Annotated in this window: 16 protein-coding genes; 6 read left to right on the top strand and 10 right to left on the bottom strand. The window is 53.5% G+C overall.

The window, feature by feature from the left end; translation table 11 throughout:
- Window positions 1–36 precede the first annotated feature (36 nt).
- A complete protein-coding gene (gene msrB, locus JMJ04_RS38310) occupies window positions 37–462 on the top strand; it encodes a peptide-methionine (R)-S-oxide reductase MsrB (RefSeq protein WP_201375622.1) in 426 nt (141 codons plus the stop codon).
- A 31-nt stretch (window positions 463–493) separates the two neighbouring features.
- The gene (locus JMJ04_RS38305) at window positions 494–700 is read left to right on the top strand and encodes a TOBE domain-containing protein (protein ID WP_201375621.1); all 207 of its coding nucleotides are present in this window, start codon (window positions 494–496) and stop codon (window positions 698–700) included.
- Between the two features lie 554 nt (window positions 701–1254).
- Here JMJ04_RS38305 and JMJ04_RS38300 read toward each other — a convergent pair.
- From JMJ04_RS38300 to JMJ04_RS38290, 3 genes are all read right to left on the bottom strand, one after another.
- Window positions 1255–1746, bottom strand: coding sequence for a pentapeptide repeat-containing protein (locus JMJ04_RS38300; RefSeq protein WP_201375620.1), 492 nt, complete (start codon window positions 1744–1746; stop codon window positions 1255–1257).
- A gap of 48 nt (window positions 1747–1794) precedes the next feature.
- On the bottom strand, window positions 1795–2190 hold the full coding sequence (locus JMJ04_RS38295) for an NUDIX hydrolase (RefSeq protein ID WP_201375619.1): 396 nt from the start codon (window positions 2188–2190) through the stop codon (window positions 1795–1797).
- A gap of 152 nt (window positions 2191–2342) precedes the next feature.
- On the bottom strand, window positions 2343–3314 hold the full coding sequence (locus tag JMJ04_RS38290; RefSeq protein ID WP_201375618.1) for a DMT family transporter: 972 nt from the start codon (window positions 3312–3314) through the stop codon (window positions 2343–2345).
- 120 nt (window positions 3315–3434) lie between these two features.
- On the opposite strand from JMJ04_RS38290, the gene JMJ04_RS38285 reads away from it, so the two are divergent.
- From JMJ04_RS38285 to JMJ04_RS38275, 3 genes are all read left to right on the top strand, one after another.
- Window positions 3435–4325, top strand: a complete 891-nt coding sequence (locus JMJ04_RS38285; protein WP_201375617.1) for a LysR family transcriptional regulator — start codon at window positions 3435–3437, stop codon at window positions 4323–4325.
- A 174-nt stretch (window positions 4326–4499) separates the two neighbouring features.
- Entirely contained in the window at window positions 4500–6155 is a 1656-nt protein-coding gene (locus JMJ04_RS38280; RefSeq protein ID WP_201375616.1) for an FAD-binding dehydrogenase, read from the top strand.
- A 60-nt stretch (window positions 6156–6215) separates the two neighbouring features.
- Entirely contained in the window at window positions 6216–6674 is a 459-nt protein-coding gene (locus JMJ04_RS38275; RefSeq protein WP_201375615.1) for a MarR family winged helix-turn-helix transcriptional regulator, read from the top strand.
- Between the two features lie 54 nt (window positions 6675–6728).
- Here JMJ04_RS38275 and JMJ04_RS38270 read toward each other — a convergent pair whose 3' ends face one another.
- The 6 genes from JMJ04_RS38270 to JMJ04_RS38245 form a co-directional block, all read right to left on the bottom strand.
- Window positions 6729–7355, bottom strand: coding sequence for a hypothetical protein (locus tag JMJ04_RS38270; protein ID WP_201375614.1), 627 nt, complete (start codon window positions 7353–7355; stop codon window positions 6729–6731).
- 318 nt (window positions 7356–7673) lie between these two features.
- Window positions 7674–9113 carry a phytoene desaturase family protein gene (locus JMJ04_RS38265; RefSeq protein ID WP_201375613.1) on the bottom strand — a complete coding sequence of 480 codons (1440 nt, stop codon included), beginning with the start codon at window positions 9111–9113 and terminating at the stop codon, window positions 7674–7676.
- A 226-nt stretch (window positions 9114–9339) separates the two neighbouring features.
- The gene (locus tag JMJ04_RS38260; RefSeq protein ID WP_201375612.1) at window positions 9340–10086 is read right to left on the bottom strand and encodes a hypothetical protein; all 747 of its coding nucleotides are present in this window, start codon (window positions 10084–10086) and stop codon (window positions 9340–9342) included.
- Complete coding sequence (locus JMJ04_RS38255) at window positions 10083–10493, bottom strand: STAS domain-containing protein (protein ID WP_201375611.1); 411 nt, start codon at window positions 10491–10493, stop codon at window positions 10083–10085. Before JMJ04_RS38255 ends, JMJ04_RS38260 begins: the two co-directional genes overlap by 4 nt.
- A 54-nt stretch (window positions 10494–10547) precedes the next feature.
- Window positions 10548–10919, bottom strand: coding sequence for an STAS domain-containing protein (locus JMJ04_RS38250; RefSeq protein ID WP_201375610.1), 372 nt, complete (start codon window positions 10917–10919; stop codon window positions 10548–10550).
- Window positions 10900–12570 carry an ATP-binding SpoIIE family protein phosphatase gene (locus JMJ04_RS38245; protein ID WP_201375609.1) on the bottom strand — a complete coding sequence of 557 codons (1671 nt, stop codon included), beginning with the start codon at window positions 12568–12570 and terminating at the stop codon, window positions 10900–10902. The genes JMJ04_RS38250 and JMJ04_RS38245 overlap by 20 nt, the downstream gene beginning before the upstream one ends.
- Before the next feature lie 229 nt (window positions 12571–12799).
- Here JMJ04_RS38245 and JMJ04_RS38240 point away from each other — a divergent pair, with 229 nt between their 5' ends.
- Window positions 12800–13162: an STAS domain-containing protein gene (locus JMJ04_RS38240; RefSeq protein WP_201375608.1), complete on the top strand. Its 363-nt coding sequence runs from the start codon at window positions 12800–12802 to the stop codon at window positions 13160–13162.
- A gap of 10 nt (window positions 13163–13172) precedes the next feature.
- Here the strand turns inward: JMJ04_RS38240 and JMJ04_RS38235 are convergent, their stop codons facing one another.
- Window positions 13173–16154 (bottom strand): ATP-binding protein, encoded by a 2982-nt coding sequence (locus tag JMJ04_RS38235; protein WP_201375607.1) that lies wholly within the window; start codon window positions 16152–16154, stop codon window positions 13173–13175.
- Between the last annotated feature and the right edge of the window lie 142 nt (window positions 16155–16296).

Raw genomic sequence — 16296 nt, 5'->3', positions numbered from 1 at the left:
ATACATAGAAAAGAGAAAGCAGAAGGAGCAAAAAGCATGAGCAATGACCTCAAGAATATGCCCGAATCCTACTGGAAAGAGAAGCTAACATCTGAGCAATACCAGGTCTGCCGCCTCAAAGGCACAGAGCGACCCTTCACTGGTGAGCTCTACTATAATCATAAAGAGGGAACGTATCAGTGCGTCGCCTGTGGAGAGCCGCTGTTCTACTCCGATAACAAGTATGACTCTGGCTGTGGTTGGCCCAGCTTCGATGATCCTGTGAGCAAGAGCAATGTCGAATTCCACGAGGACAACTCCCATGGCATGCACCGCGTCGAGGTCACCTGCAAGAACTGTGGCTCGCACCTGGGCCATGTCTTCGATGACGGCCCCCGTGATACGACAGGCCAGCGCTACTGCATCAACTCGGTCTCCCTCAAGTTTCAGCCCAAAGACCAGAAGTTAAGGTCCGGCGAGTAGAGTAATACTTGCGAAAGGAGGGATAATTGTTATGGAGATGAGCGCGCGCAACCGCCTCAAAGGAACCGTCAAGTCGCTCAAGGAAGATGGTCTGATGGCCCAGGTCACCGTTGAACTGCCAGATGGTCAGAGCATCACCTCAGTTATCACTCGAGATGCGGCCCAGGCCCTCAGCTTGCAACAGGGCGATACCGTCTACGCCATCATCAAATCCACCGAGGTTATGATTGGGAAGTAGGCTGTAGAGGCTATTAGAACTTCAAAGGCACTGGCGTGTAATTACTTGCCAGTGCCCCTCCACTTTTAGATCTTGGTATTTGCAACTATTGTCTTTTATTGTCCCAATATTGACGAGCTGCCTTCAGTAGTCCGTCAAAAGTCACAGTCTTTCCGCCCTGGTCAATGATGCTAATCTCCTCACAGGAGAAGCGAAATGTGCCGCCGATAGTGTTTTCGTCTCCATTGCAAAAGACGTTGACCTAGTTGCTTTCGTTTTTTGCATTTGATATATCCATATCTATGATGCGCGAGCGTATCTGATCGGCATCCGAATTGTGAATAGTCCCTTTTTTCCAGGACTCAAACGCGTAGTAGTCGCAATCTATGAGAGTTATCTTAAAGTAGGTGTAGTCTGGATCGATCATTTCTGCGAGATATTGGATTTCGATTTCAAGCTCCAAATCATTTCCCTGTTTTGTAGGGTATTAAAAACACCATCATGGAGCATATTAAAAAGCGTGCATTGTTGCAGTGTATCCATAGGAGTTATCCTTAAGTCGGATTGACTGTTGTTTAGTCGAAGAGTGTATCGGTGAGATCGGCATCAGTAAAATTTGTTCCGGTTAGTTGTGCTCCTCTTAGATCAGCTCTTAGCAAACAGGCACCTGTGAGGTCCGCATAAGCCAGATTAGCCTTGACAAGGCTGGCATCTGTCAAGTTCGCATTATACAGGCGCGCCCTGGTAAGGTCTGCTCCCACCATATTGGCACCTGTCATATCCGCTTCTTCCAGGTTGGCTTTGGTAAGGTTGACAGAGCTGAAGTTAATTTGTATAAGATAGGCAAAACCAAGGTTAGCTCTTGTAAGATTGGCTTGATTGAACTTTGAGCCACTCAACTGAGCTAGATGCAGGTCGATACCTGTAAGGTCGAGTCCGCTTAGATCGCTACCGGAGATACGTGAGTAAGCATGTCGATCTTGCTGTAACCACTTCTCCCAAGCCCCTTTTCCTTGCCTAATCGCGCTAATGGCTCTTCTCCGTAAGCGATCTTCGTTCTGTCCCATAATCTCCAATTTCTGGCTGATTGAGGTTTAGCGCTAGACCTTTCGCGCTTAACTTAAAAGATTCTGTTCTTTAAGGTGATCGAAAATAATCTTGTCTACTGGGGAGCTTTTCTCCCGGTCGCTGTGGGTGAGCCATGCAATCTCTTCGATCTCGCTTGCCGCTGTGAGTTGACCGTCGAAGTCTGCGGTGTAGCAGCGCATCTGCACCTCTATACCTTCAGCATGTCCATGTGCCTGGGCTACGAACTCGCCGAAAAACTTGATTGTTTCAGGTATCAGGTCTACGCTCAGTTCTTCTTTAATCTCCCGCATTAGGGCCTCTTGGTCGCTCTCCCCCTGCTCTCTTTTCCCGCCAGGAATGTAGTAGGTGTCTTTGTTCCTGGAGCGTGTGCTGAGAATGCGTCCATCTACGATATAAATCCAGGCCAGTTTATCAATAAGCATTTTCTAGTATCCTTCTAGATAATATTCTTTGCTTGCTTGGTATGAGCGCTTCTTATTGTATCGCAGATACCCTATCAAGAGAATCCCATATGCGGAATTTCCCCCTGGATTTCCTTCCCTTCCTCAGCAGGCGGCATCATGGAGTGGATCTGCTAAGAAGGGTCTACTCCACCTGTTTTGCGAGCCTGAATTTTTCCAAAGATATTTACAATGATCACGCCTGAGATAGCGATCACACCTCCTAATAGGGCGAACCATGTTGGCCATTCTCCCAGCCAGAACCAGGCAATGCCAAGTGTCACCGCCGGGACCAGGTATAGGAAGCTCGCGGCGCGTGTGGCAGGGATGCGTGCCAGGGCATAAGCGTAACTTACGTAGCCAATGGCGGCTGGGAAGATTCCGAGGTAGACCACGGCTGTAGTTTCAGACCATGATGCCGCTTGTATCTCTGGTATAAGTCCAGGGGAAAAAATCAGCAGCGCAAGCGTGCCCGTCCAGATCGCATAGGTCGTACATTGCAGCGCGCTGTAACGTGCAAGATAGGGCTTTTGCCAGACAAAATAGAGGCTCTGTGCCAGGGCCGCTAATAAAACGAATAACACGCCGACGGAGAGATGTATGCCTTCGCCAGTGCTCAAAGTGATGATAGATACCCCTATGATGCTCAGAAGAATTCCTCCCCATCCCAGGGTCCGCAAGCGTTCTTTAAGCAAGATCATCGCCAGTAACGCGGTGATAATGGGCCCGGTATTGACCAGAAAGCTAGAGATTCCGGCAGAGACGCTGAGTTCGCCCGTATTGAGCACGACATTGTAGAAAGCGATCCCTACAATGCCGGTAAGTGTCAGGCCTGGTAAGTCGCGCCATTGGGGGAGTGGCATGCGCTTTACACTCGCATAGAGAGCAAGCACAAGAGAGGCGACGAGATACCTTAGCAGTGCGAGATGGGTTGGGCTATACCCATATAGTCCAGCCCGAATGCCCACAAATGAGGATGCCCAGCAGAAAATTGTTATGCCGAGCGCTAGTAGCGTTCCTCTTCCCAAACGTGTTTGACTTTTATGTGCAGGAATCGTTTCATGGACAAGTATTTCTGTGGTCTGTTGCTTGTGTATTGACTTCATACCTGTTCCTCCATTGATGCTCATTAATACTTGCGCCCATTATAAGTGTCGCGATATAATCATGTCCAACGATTAATTTTGATTATATTGATCGCCTATTTCGATCATTTAGAGGGACGTATGGATCTTCGTCAACTTGCGACCTTTCGCGTTCTCGCCATGACCTTAAATTTTCATCAGGCAGCTCAACGTCTGGGATATGTTCAATCAACGGTTACGGCGCAGATTCAAGCGCTAGAGGCAGAATTGGGCGCTCGCCTTTTTGATCGGCTGGGCAGGCATGTAACGCTGACTAATGCTGGAGAGCGCCTGCTTCCCTATGCTGAACAGTTACTAAAGATCGCTGAAGAGGCGCGCCAGGCAGTATCAGAACCCCAGGAATGCACCGGTACCCTGACGATAGGCGCGACCGAAACACTCTGCACCTACTGTCTTCCCGCCGTGCTCCACCAGTTTCGTCTCTCTTACCCACAGGTTAGACTCCTCTTTTACCCAACTCCATTTTCCGCGTTGCGCCGTCTCGTCACTGAAGGCCAGGTTGATCTGGCATTTCTTATGGAGAAACCGCTTACAGCTGCCGCGCTACAAGCCGAACCACTTCTCTCCGAATCCATTTACCTTGTGGCTTCACCCGACCACCCGTTCGCGCAGCGGTCCGCTATTTCGCCCTCGGATCTGGAGGATGAAACTATACTGCTGACAGAGGCAGGCTGTAGCTATCGCACGCAGTTTCAGCACCAGTTAAGTGCAGCAGGAGTACAACCAGCGACTATGCTGGAATTTGATAGTGTCGAGGCCATCAAACAATGTGCTCTGGTGGGCATGGGAATCGCGGTCTTGCCGGCTATTGTAGTTGCCACTGAGATCTCCCAGGGGAGATTAGTGGTTCTTCCATGGAGCGGAGAGCCGATTTGCCTGGTGACTCAAATGATCTGGCACAAACAAAAATGGCTGTCGCCCACTCTTCAGGCCTTCTTACAAATCACACGCCAGATACTGATGCAGCCTTGAGGCGCCCGCATAGCAAGTCTTTGGGTAAGGGTATTTAGATGGACGTGGGATTCGCCACGTCCATCTAAATACCCTCCCCTGAGCGCTGTAGGCGCGAAGGCAGTTACTTGACGTTCCTAGCTTTATCTATATACAATCTCAACACAACATTATTTCAAAGACGGGGGAAGAGCAATGAGCAATGAGGCTGATGTAATCATCGTCGGGGCCGGGCTGGCTGGCCTGGTTGCGGCCGCGGAACTTGTCGACGCGGGCCGACGCGTCACCATCCTTGAACAGGAGCCAGAGGCATCCTTTGGTGGGCAGGCCTTCTGGTCCTTCGGTGGCCTGTTCTTCGTCAACTCGCCTGAGCAACGGCGCATGGGTATTCACGATTCTCATGAACTCGCGCTACAGGATTGGATGGGGAGCGCGGGCTTCGACCGCGAGGAGGACCACTGGCCCAGGCAGTGGGCGCGAGCCTATGTTGATTTCGCGGCAGGCGAGAAATACTCCTGGCTACGTGCTCAGGGTCTGCGTCTCTTTCCTATAGTCCAATGGGCGGAGCGAGGTGGCTACCTGGCAGGTGGGCACGGCAACTCTGTGCCCCGCTTCCATGTTACATGGGGTACAGGCCCAGGGGTACTGGAACCGTTTATCCGGCGTGTGCGCGAGGGGGAGAAGCGCGGGCTGGTGCGCCTCTGTTTCCGCCATCGCGTTACCAGGCTTGCTATCAGCGGTGGCGTGGTGACTGGCGTGCACGGCGAGGTGCTTGAGACCAGTAATGTCGAACGGGGTGAACGCAGTTCGCGGGAGGTAGTAGGCCAGTTTGATTTCGGTGCGCAGGCGGTGATTGTCACCTCAGGAGGCATTGGTGGCAACCATGAACTGGTACGACGCAACTGGCCGCAGCGTATGGGGCCACCTCCGAAAAATATGCTCTCAGGTGTACCCGATCATGTGGATGGACACATGCTTGAGGTAGTTGAGCAGCAGGGCGGACACATTATCAACCCTGATCGCATGTGGCATTATCCCGAGGGTATTATCAACTATGCGCCGATCTGGACGCGCCATGCTATTCGTATTTTGAGTGGACCCTCTCCGCTCTGGCTAGATGCACGCGGACATCGCCTACCTGTGCCACTCTTCCCCGGCTTCGATACGCTGGGATCTCTGCAACATATCACCACCAGTGGATATGATTACTCCTGGTTCCTGCTCAACCAGCGCATCATTGAGCGCGAGTTTGCCCTCTCTGGCTCTGAGCAGAATCCCGACCTGACTGGCCGTAGTATCCCCCTCGTCTTTAGCCGCGTTCTACCTGGAGCGCCCGCGCCGATCGAGGCATTTAAAAAGCGCGGCGTCGATTTCATTGTGCGCTCGACGCTGCCAGAACTCGTACAAGGTATGAATGAGCTGACTGGCAATACCCTCATCGATGAGGCAGAGCTGGAACGTGAAATTAAAGAGCGTGATCGACAGATTGCGAATCCCTTCGCCAAGGACTTGCAGGTCACGGCTATCCGTGGCGCGCGTGCGTATTCTGTGGATAAGTTTATCCGCGTAGCGAAGCCGCACCGCATCCTTGATCCCAAGGCTGGCCCCTTGATTGCCGTACGCCTCTCAATTCTCACGCGTAAGACGCTGGGAGGGCTGGAGACTGATCTCTCTGGTCGTGTGCTTCAGGCCAATGGTGAGCCGCTACCAGGCCTCTACGCTGCGGGCGAAGTGGCCGGTTTTGGCGGAGGCGGTGTGCATGGTTACCGTGCCCTGGAGGGAACCTTCCTTGGCGGCTGCATCTTCTCTGGCCGAACCGCAGGCCGGGCAGTTGCGCAAAGCGTGTTGTAAACAATATCAGCTTAGTTATAAGAGAGATCCAAAAATAGAGAGCGGTTGGAGGTATAGCATATGCCTGGCAAGGAGGCAGTAAATGAACAAAGTGTTTATCACCTGCTTATCAAAACATTCTTTCTTTTGGATGATAGTGATCGCCAGTTCTTCGCAGCCTATGGCCTGAGTACGCGTCAGTACTGGACGCTGCAACATCTGGATGAGCAGCAGGGCCGTTCAATGGTAGACTTGAGTCGGGTTCTATTTACGGACAAGAGTAATGTGACGGGTATTGTAGACCGTCTGGAGCGCCTGCACCTGGTAGCACGTACGGCGGACTCCAGGGATCGCCGGGTTATCCTGATCACACTTACTCCCCAGGGGCGTGAGTTGCGAGATACTTTGCAGACGCAGTACGATGCGCGCATTCAGGAGCACCTGGGCGTGATAGATCCCAACGATCTACCGGCAATCCTGGCATCTCTGCAAGCGGTCTGTCTCAATGTCGAGGCTTATCTGGAGAAGATAAAGGAGTGAAAGCTAACATTGCTGGTGGCCAAACGGTCGCCAGCAATGTTAGCTTTTATTCACTCAGGCACGTACCTCAGAAAAAGAAGCCTCCCTATCTGAAAAGGCTTCTGGTGCCTTTAAGAGCGTCATGCTCATCCATACAAGTGCGCAATAAAAGACAAGTGAAGCAATGAGAGTTACAATGCCTGCTTCCTGAAGCGTGCCTCCTATGGCTTGAACGAGAAGCGTTGCCAGGAGCAAGAGAATGGGCCAGCGAGGAAAAATTTCTGTGCGTAGGCTTGAGAGACAGAAGATGATGCCTCCCACCAGTTGGAGCAGGGAACTGACCAGGAAGAGCCCCCCCAACCCATCAGGTCCTTGAGCTAGCTTGGGGTCCATATTTGCCAACCAGGGAACCAGAAAAACGTTGAGCATAGTGGCATCAATTTTCAAAAGGAACATCCCCAGGCTAAAGCCAATGAAGCCAATCAACCCTCCAATTCCTATACCTGGCACCTGCCGAAGGAAGAGTGCGGGCAAGCACAGACAGACTATGAGTCCACCCACAAGCAGAAGGAGACCACCTGCCAAGGCCAGTGTATCATTCTGCCCACTCAAGAGCTGGCAGATGTGAGCCAGAATAATCAGGCCGGACGCACTTATAAGGCCAAATCCACTCAAACGGAAGAGCACTTGTGGAGAGAGCATAAGATTGAAACCTCCTTTGAAGGCAGTACATGTTCTATGTTATTGTTTCTCCCTTTAGCATAGAGTACTGCTCCAAACGAACCAGCTCGATGAAATCGCCTTATAAGCTAGCTTAAGCCAAGTTAAACTAGGCCATAATCTCGCGTTGCACCTAATGGCCTCAAAATCGTATTTTCTTACCTCGAATTTGCCCTGTTTTTAAACTTTGTTTTTAGGTCTTCCACTGCCGCGCTATGCATTGATGGCATAACATGGCTGTAAATATTCGTTCCAACTCTGCCACCATCATAATAGGTCCCGTACCAGGTTGCTCAATGTTCAGTTTTGATCCAGGTGACGCAGGGCAGCCTGAGCGGCAAAGTAGCCACACATACCGTGGACACCCCCTCCTGGCGGTGTGGAGGAGGAACAGATATAGAGGCTCTTATCGGGGGTGGAGTAGGGCGTTGGCGAGATGGTTGGGCGGGTGAACATCTGCGTGAGATCCTGCGTGCCGCCGTTAATATCCCCACCAATATAGTTGGCGTTGTAGCGTTCCATTTCCATGGCATTGGTGGTGTGTCGAGCCAAGATGCGGTTGCGAAAGCCAGGGGCGAAACGCTCAATCTGTGCCTCGATGCGCTCACTCATATCGACATCCGAGCCATTGGGGACATGGCAATAGGCCCAGACTGTGTGTTTGCCCTGGGGGGCACGAGTCTCATCAAAGAGGCTCTGTTGTGCGAGTAGAACAAATGGACGCTCAGGATGTTCCCCTCGCCAGATCGCGCGTTCGCTCCTGGCAATCTCGTTGAAGGTGCCACCGACATGGACTGTACCAGCTCTCCTGCACGCGTCAGCACTCCAGGGAATGGGGCCGTCGAGGGCGAGATCGAGCTTGAAGACGCCCTGACCGTAGCGATAATGCTGCAATTGGCGTTTATAGAGGCCGGAGAGGTGACTTCCTGCGATGCGCAGAAGTTGGCGTGGGGTGATATCGCAGAGGATGACGCGCGCCGGGGGGAGCGTGTCGAGTGATTTTACCTCCATGCCCGTGACAATTTCACCGCCCAGGTCGCGCAGATAGGCCGCGAGCGCATCAACAATCTTGTGTGACCCCCCACGTGGGATAGGCCAGCCCACCGCGTGGGCCAAGAGGCCCAACATCAGGCCCGCCGCCGCACTGGAGGGCGTATTGAGAGGGAGCATCGAATGGCCGCTCATGCCCGCGAAGATCGCGCGAGCTGCCGCTCCTTTAAATTGAGTTTGCGTCAGACCACTGGCCGAGCGCAAGGCCGCCAGGCCAAAGTGCGCTATTTTGAATGGGTGCAGCATTGTCTGCGGGCGCAATGGTCCGAGAAAGGCGTTGATGATGCTTTCCCAATTATCGAGAAGTGGTTGCATCAGTTTGGTATACGCTGCGGCATCCACGCCCAAGCTGGCGGCGGTCACCTCCAGGCTACGGGCCACCAGTGCCGCCTGCCCATTGTCGAGTGGGTGGGCCAGGGCAAATTCTGGCTGAATCCACTCGATGCCATAGCGAGCGAGCGGTAGGGTGCGAAAGAATGGTGAGGCCAGCCCCATGGGGTGGATCGCCGAGCACACATCGTGGGTAAAGCCAGGCAGGGTGAGTTCGGCTGACCGGACGCCGCCGCCGATCTGTTCTTTGGCCTCAAGCACGAGGACCGAGCGACCTGTGCGCGCAATGGTAATGGCGGCTGCGAGGCCGTTGGGCCCTGAGCCGATGATAAGCGCGTCATACGATGGTTTTGTAATCATAAAAAGAGTCTTTCCAGAAGCTATTTTCTACTAAGATCTTATTCCGAATCCCAACCACCTGAAGGTCTCATGGTGTCACTTGCGTGACGAGCGCTTCCCCCATTCGGGGACCACCTAACCCCCATTCGGGGCAAGCGGTGGCGCGGCAAGCGCGCTCAGGATTTTCGGAGAAGTAGTAGTCAGAAAAAGGCGGGTGAAAGTGCGCCGCACTCTCGCCCGCTTACAGCTATTTCCCATGTCGCCGAAACCAGAGCGCTGGATGGGTCAGCAGGTGAACTTGTGTGCGAATGGCCGAATTATGCCAGATGTTTTTGGCTTGTGACCAGCTCCATTTTTTATCAACGCAGATGGTTTCCGTCTGCACAGGCGCTTCCACCTGGAAGTGCTTCGCCAGCTTTCCTAGCGTATGCTCCCAGAAGATATCCTCCTGCTTATGTCCGCCGAAACGCAGTCCTAGTTCATAAATGGGATCGCTGGCGCGCATTAAGACCTGAGCCTGGACGAGGGTCTCTCCTTTCTCTTTATACGCGCTAAAGGTAATCCAGCCAGCGAACATATGGCCTTGAGGTGTCATCAGGGTAAAGCTCTCATCATCAGCATACAACACCAGCACGCCAGTTGAGAGTGGCATCCCGCCCACTGCCAGGTTGAGGAGTGCCACTTCACCCGGTGCAATCCCTGTCAGTGGGCCAAAGAAGCGCGAATTCGCGGGCCAGAATTCGGCGAAGTGCTCTTTCCAGACAGCAATGACGGTCTCTGGTTCTACCTTTGTGCCTGCTAAGGTGACACGGTAGGTTTTCTGCCACATCGAGCCAAAGCCCTGGAGTGGCCCGGTGATTTGTCGACCATCGACGTTGAGGTTCAGCGCTCCGCTCGGGGCATTTTGTATCCGTAGCGTGTGTGTATGTTGTGGTGCCCAGTTTGCCGTATTGCGGGGCTGGCCCTCTTTCGCAGGCGGTTGTGGAGTTGTCATCGGGTCTCTCTCCTTTTAAAGAAGCGTGGCCGATTCTCCGTCACGGTTACAGCGGAACGGAGCGCTTTGATGGCCTCGTTTTCGTTCGCATAAAGCTGGATAGAATCGTTAAGACGGGTCAATTGAAAAATGTTCTGATAATGTTCGCTTAACCCATACCCGAAGAGTCGCTGTTTCTGGCGATTTGCGCGAATCAGCAGCGTGACGATCAGACCAATGCCACTACTATTCATATACTCCATTTCGCTAAAATTGAGAATAATCGCGTGGATATTTGGCGTGTTGATAGTGTTGTACATCTCCATCAATATGCCTTCCGCAAACGCATTGAGTTCGCCCTGGATATCGATGATGCCGGCAATCCCGTTGACCGTGCGTGCTTGCATAGTTACTTTGGCTTCTGGCATGCTTTTCTCTGCCTCCTGCAATTGCTACATAACGTAACAAAAACGACACTGTTTTTACATAGATTGGCTGGATTTACTCATGTCTTGTGTGAGAGCGCTTGCCTCATCGGGGAAGATGTGTAAGAAATCGGCCAGGCGGGTGACCTGGAATATTTCCACATAATGTTCGCTCAGGCCACAGGCGAGCAGACGACGGTGCTGTTTGCGGGCACGAGCGAGCAGACTGACAATCAGCGCGATACCGGTGCTGTTGATATAGTTCACACCGTGAAAGTTGAGCAGAATGACCTCTAAGCCATATGCCTCAGCTTCGGCATAAGCGTTGTTCAACACACTTTCAGCTTGGGCGTTGATCTCGCCATGTAGGTCCACAATAGAGACGCTTGGTTGGTGACGGATCGCGGCTTTAAGCACTTTGGGGGGCATGGGGGCCTCCTTCCAGGGACATCACAAGTTCGATGGTATGGGTATGTTCGTCGTTGAGAATGCGCATCTCATCGACCATATTCTGGATCAAGAACAGGCCCCAACCACGGGGCGATTGTAATTCAGCCAGTTTGGCCTCGATATCAGGCGTTTCCGGAGCCTGGGTGGGCTGATAACCACCTTGATCGCTGATCCGTATCGCGATGGCCTGCTCTGACGAGAGGAGTTGGAGAGTGACAGGGAACTCCGGGTGGTAGTGGTTTCCATGTTCCATAGCGTTCATCGTGGCCTCTGCCACCGCTGTTTTGAGCTGCTCCAGACGACGTTCTGGCAGATGAAAGGGCTGAACACGCTGGGTTATATATGAGATTGCGATCCGTTCATTGCCCATTGCGCTGGGGATAGACCATGTTTCTAAGGGCTGCCAGTCATCTCCGCTTTCGATGGATCCTTCATGGATTTCGGGCTTCCTCAGAATCTCGGTTGTTTCCTGGAGGTTCTGCACTGGGACGTGTTGTAAGGTCACCAGGGTGATATCATCCTCCTGTTCCCAGCCTGCTCCAGTAAAGGTGCTGAGCTCTGCGCGCAAGTAATCAATAGGAGAAATTTTGTCCTGGTACGCGCCAAGCAATGTAATCAAGCGCGGAAAGCCAAACATGTCGCGAGTAGAATTGTGCGCCTCAACCAGGCCATCGCTATAGAGCAGCATGCTTTCGCCAGGCGCCAGGGTGACTTCTTTCTCTTCATAGAACATGCCAGGCATCAACCCCAGGGGCATACCTGTGGCGCGTAGCTCGCCTACCTCGCCCTCGTGCCAGCGATAGGGCAGGTCATGCCCGGCATTGGCATAGCGCAGGAATCCACTCTGAGGATCGAGAATGGCATAGAAACACGTGACAAACATCCTCTCCGGAATATCGGGAAAGAGTAAATCGTTGGCGCGTTCCAGAACGGCGCCGGGAGAGAGATCTTCCTGGGCCGAGGAACGCAGGATACTGCGGGTGGTCGCCATAACCAGGGCGGCAGGAATGCCCTTATCGGTCACATCGCCAACGACAATCCCCAGCCGGCCATCTTCATAAGGGATGAAGTCATAGAAGTCGCCGCCAACCGCGCGCGCTGGCTGATAATAGGCAGTCACTTGCCAGTTGGGCAGGTCGGGCAGTTCTTTGGGTAGCAGTGTTTGTTGAATGATGCGCGCCACCCGCAATTCCTGCTCAATGCGTTCGCGTTCGCGAGCCTGTGCTTGTTGATCCAGAACCATCTGGGCGACACGGAGAGCGGGCGCGGCCTGGGTTGCCAGCGAGTTCAGCAGTCCTTTGTCATAACTGGAGTAGTCCTGCTCACTCAAACGTCCTCCTAGATTGATCAGCCCAACCAACTCACCCTGGCTCACCAGCGGCATCGTCAGCTTGACTCCTGCTTCTTTGAGTTCGCGCAGAATTGGCGAATCGAGATGCAGTTTCTCGACCTCAATCGCGCTAGGCGAGCTCAGGAAATAGGCAACAAGCGCGTCGTTGGGCGCGATGTTCACCGCCTGTGAAACAACGCGCTGAGTTGCGGGTAATGCAGGCGTCGGGAGAGCTTGCTTTTTTTGGGTGCTTCGCCGGAAAGGCATTCTCTGGCGAATGTACTGGAAAAATGTTGCCATCTCGAACTCCAATATTCTTTACGATGTATCTTTCCTTCGTAGTATAGAGTCTGCACGTCCTCTAAACGTTACGGTAAAGAGGAATGTTCTCGCACCTTTCTCGTAACGTTTTTCGCCAGCAATAAGAGAGAATAATTTCTCGTAACGTTTTTAGGACGACCAGGAATTATAATCAAAAACGAGAGAGAGCTTTTCAGCAGCGCTCTACTACAAGAGAGGACTATTTGTCATGGCAACGGCTAGTTTCGAGGCCCATATTCGGCACCGGACGCGGGTTGCGATTATCGATTTACAGGGTGAAATCAACAATTTCGCGGCAGATGCGCTGGATAGTGCGTATACGGAAGCTATCAGCGGGCACCCTGAAACGATCTTGCTGAATTTCAGTCAGGTAAAGTATATGAACAGTGTTGGCATCGCGCTGATCGTTGGGATGCTCAAACGCGCTCTTAAAGCCAGATGTCCCCTGATGGTGTACGGTCTGAGTGAGCATTTTGTGGAGATTTTTCGTATTACGCGCCTGGCCGATTTTATGCTCATCTTCTCCGATGAGGCACAAGCATTGAATAGTATCCCTCCATCTCGATCATAGATTTGAGTGGCTACCACTCGACCAATTTCCAGATCTCTGGCTGCATCGCGCCTGCTTCTCCGTCGATTTCGGTGTAGATGTGGGCGGCAAGCTTAAGCTGACCCATCGCCTCATCGGTGCGCTCGGCTTCGTGCAGGAGGTCAGCCAGGTTGCTATGCAGGGCAGCTTCGCGGTGGCGATCACCCTGGGAACGACAGAGTGCCAGGGCCGTTTCCGTGAGCGCAATGGCGCGTACAATCTCCCCGCTGGCTCGGTAAGCCAGGGCCAGGTTATTCAGGGCGGCGGCCTGAATGCTGGCGTCTTGCAGATTTTCCGCCAGGGCCAGGCTGCGTTCCAGATGAAAATATGCTGTGGTCATCTTTCCCTGGCTATTGGCAAGAATACCCAACATATTGTGTGCCTGGGCCAGTGCATGAGTATCGTTGGTCTGTTCTGCCAGGTCGAGTGCTTGCTGTGCCAGATCGTATGCCTGCTGGATATGTCCATGATGGTGGGCAGAGAGACTCCAATCGGCGCATACTCGTGCCTGCTCCTCCTCTGATCCAGCCTGCGTTTGGAGTAAGTGGAGGGCGAGGGCAAAGTGTTCTTCCGCAAGTTGCCAAATCCCCCGACGCTCATAGATCTTGCCTTGTTTCTGCTCCAGAATAGCGCGTGGCGTGGCACTCAGGGCTTTGGCAGCCCGATAACTTTTGAGGGCTGTTTCATATTCCCCCAGGAAGGTATACAGGTCAGCAATGGTTTCAAGCAGTTCGGAGCTTGTGGGATGGCCCAGCGCCAAGGCGGTGTGAAAATGGGCCAGGGCCTCCGAGTGTCTGTAGAGAGAACGCTCATACTCGCCAGCCTGACAAAAATAGGTGGCGGCCAGGGCTCGCTGGTTGGCTGCCTGATAGTGCAAAGCGATCTGGCCCGCGAGTATCCCGAGCTCACGTTGTCCACGCATACGCGCTACCAGTGTCTCTGCGGTGCGACGGTGAAGCAGGCGGCGGCGAGCCAGAGTGATCCCGCCGTACACCAGACTGCGCATTTTTTCATGACAGAAGTCGTAGATGAGCGTGGGTTCGTTGCTTAAAGGGTAGTGGTAAGATGTGGGCAGATTGCCCATCTCTTTAACCAGACCCATGCTGATCAGTTCTTCCAAACCATTCACCGTCTCTTCCTCGCTGCGACCGCTGACCTCACAAAGGGTATCGAAGTCGAAGGAACGCCCGATGGTTGCGGCGGTCCCCAAGAGTTGTCGGCTGGTCTCCCCAACTGCTTCCAGGCGCGAGTTGAGCAAGTTACGCACGCCACCGGGCAGGCTCCATTCGGTGTCTTCTGCCTTGATCGCTCCAGTAGTCAGAGCGGTGAGATATTCAGTCAGAAAGAGCGGCACGCCCTCGGTTTCCTGGTAGAGCTGGCTGGTAAAATGCGGCGGGAGATCCACACCACTGGCCGCAATATGGCGTACCAGCCGCTCAACGGTTGGTTGATCCAGGCGGGCCGGGGTGAGGAGCCGCGCTTTGCCGCTCTGCTGGGCCTCTGCTAAGGAACGCTGAAAACGTTGACTGATAGTCTGCTGGTTGTTGCGCCAGGTAAGGAGCAGGAAGAGTGGTTTTTCGTCAAACCTTCTGATCAGATAGCCGAGAAATTCCAGTGAGGCTGCATCGGCCCAGTGGATATCATCAAAAAAGAGGAGGCCAGGCGCAGATAGACGCGTATCAGTGCAGAGGGCAAGCCAGACCTGGCGCAGTCCCTCGAAAAAGCGACTCTGCGCACCAGGACTGGCAAGTGGCTGGGGCGAGGGCACATCGGGACGCTGCTGCGCCAATTCGGGAAGGAGCCGTGTGGCTTCGCTCAGCCAGTGGGAAGCAAGCCGGTCGTGCCAGTGAGAATCTTGTTGCTGATTGATGGCAACGCGTAGCCCTGCCGCAATCGGCCCGTACGCGAGATCGACTTCACCCTCGTAACAGCGCACGCTCACCGTCCGGGCACCCCTGGCTTTTGCCTCGGCAACCAGATCTTCGGCTAAACGTGTTTTGCCGATCCCGGCCTCCCCTTCAAGCGCGACAATATATCCAGAGGGAGCCATTTCAGCGTAAATAGAGAGCAGTTCTGCCCACTCGCTCTCGCGCCCAACCAGGGGATAATCGAACGAGGCCGGATGCGGTTCATCTGACCGCTCTAGCGGCAACGTGTGACTGACGGTAGCCGCGTTTTGGGAAAATGGCTGGCGTCGCTCTGGCGGTGGTGATAGGTGGTTTTCCTTGATGGCTTCATAGAGCTGTATGGTTGCTTCCAAAGGAGTCACGCCCAGTTCTTCATCGAGTGCTTTGACGCATTCCTGGTATTGCTGGATGGCGGTGGAGCGCTGACCAGACCAGGCGTAGAGCTGCATTAAATAGCGATGCGCTGGTTCATGGAGGCGATCCAGGGAGAGTAAACGCCGGGCCTGAGTGATCGCCAGGCCAATTTCTCCCCTGGCGATATACGCGAGGACCAGTTGCTCCAGGGCGCCAGCGAACTCGCGCCGTAAACTATCGGCCTGATAGAACTGCCAATCGTCAAAGGGCGCACTATCTGAGAGCGAAAAGCCAGCCATAAAGCTAGCGCGGTAGAGCGTCACTGCACGATTCAGCCCTGTAAGGCAGTTCGCGCAAAGTTCTCCTGCCTGGTGCTGATGCGTGTGATAATCGGTCAAGAGGGACCTGAACGCCTCGACATCCAGCCAGAAACCATCTTGCTGCTTGAGTCCGATTGTCTCACGGTCAATCTGGAGCCATGCGCCCGCGAGGGCTTTATGCAGGGAGGAAAGCGTACGGCGCAGGGTGGCACGCGCGTGGGGCTGGTCATACTCCGGCCAGAGTAATGTCGCCAGCGTATCGCGGCTGTGCGTCTGGCGTGTCATCGCCAGATAAGCCAGGAGCGCGACCGCTTTGCGTGTATCGGTAGTGACGGGGCTGCCATCGAGTTCTATCGACGGTGGCCCAAAGAGCGAGAGAGTCAACCGAGACATCGAGCACCCTCAGTTTGGAGATAATAGAGATCTGTATCATGGCGATATTTAAGTGCGCACCTCTGCCATAGATGTTATTGTAAGCTATACAATGGAGGATTACAAGAGAAGAGTAATTAAGAAATAGAAGCATATTTCGTGA

It is taken from the genome of Ktedonobacter robiniae, from assembly GCF_016587375.1.
In the GTDB taxonomy this organism is placed as follows: Bacteria; Chloroflexota; Ktedonobacteria; order Ktedonobacterales; family Ktedonobacteraceae; genus Ktedonobacter; species Ktedonobacter robiniae.
This window is presented reverse-complemented; position numbering and strand designations above follow the sequence as displayed.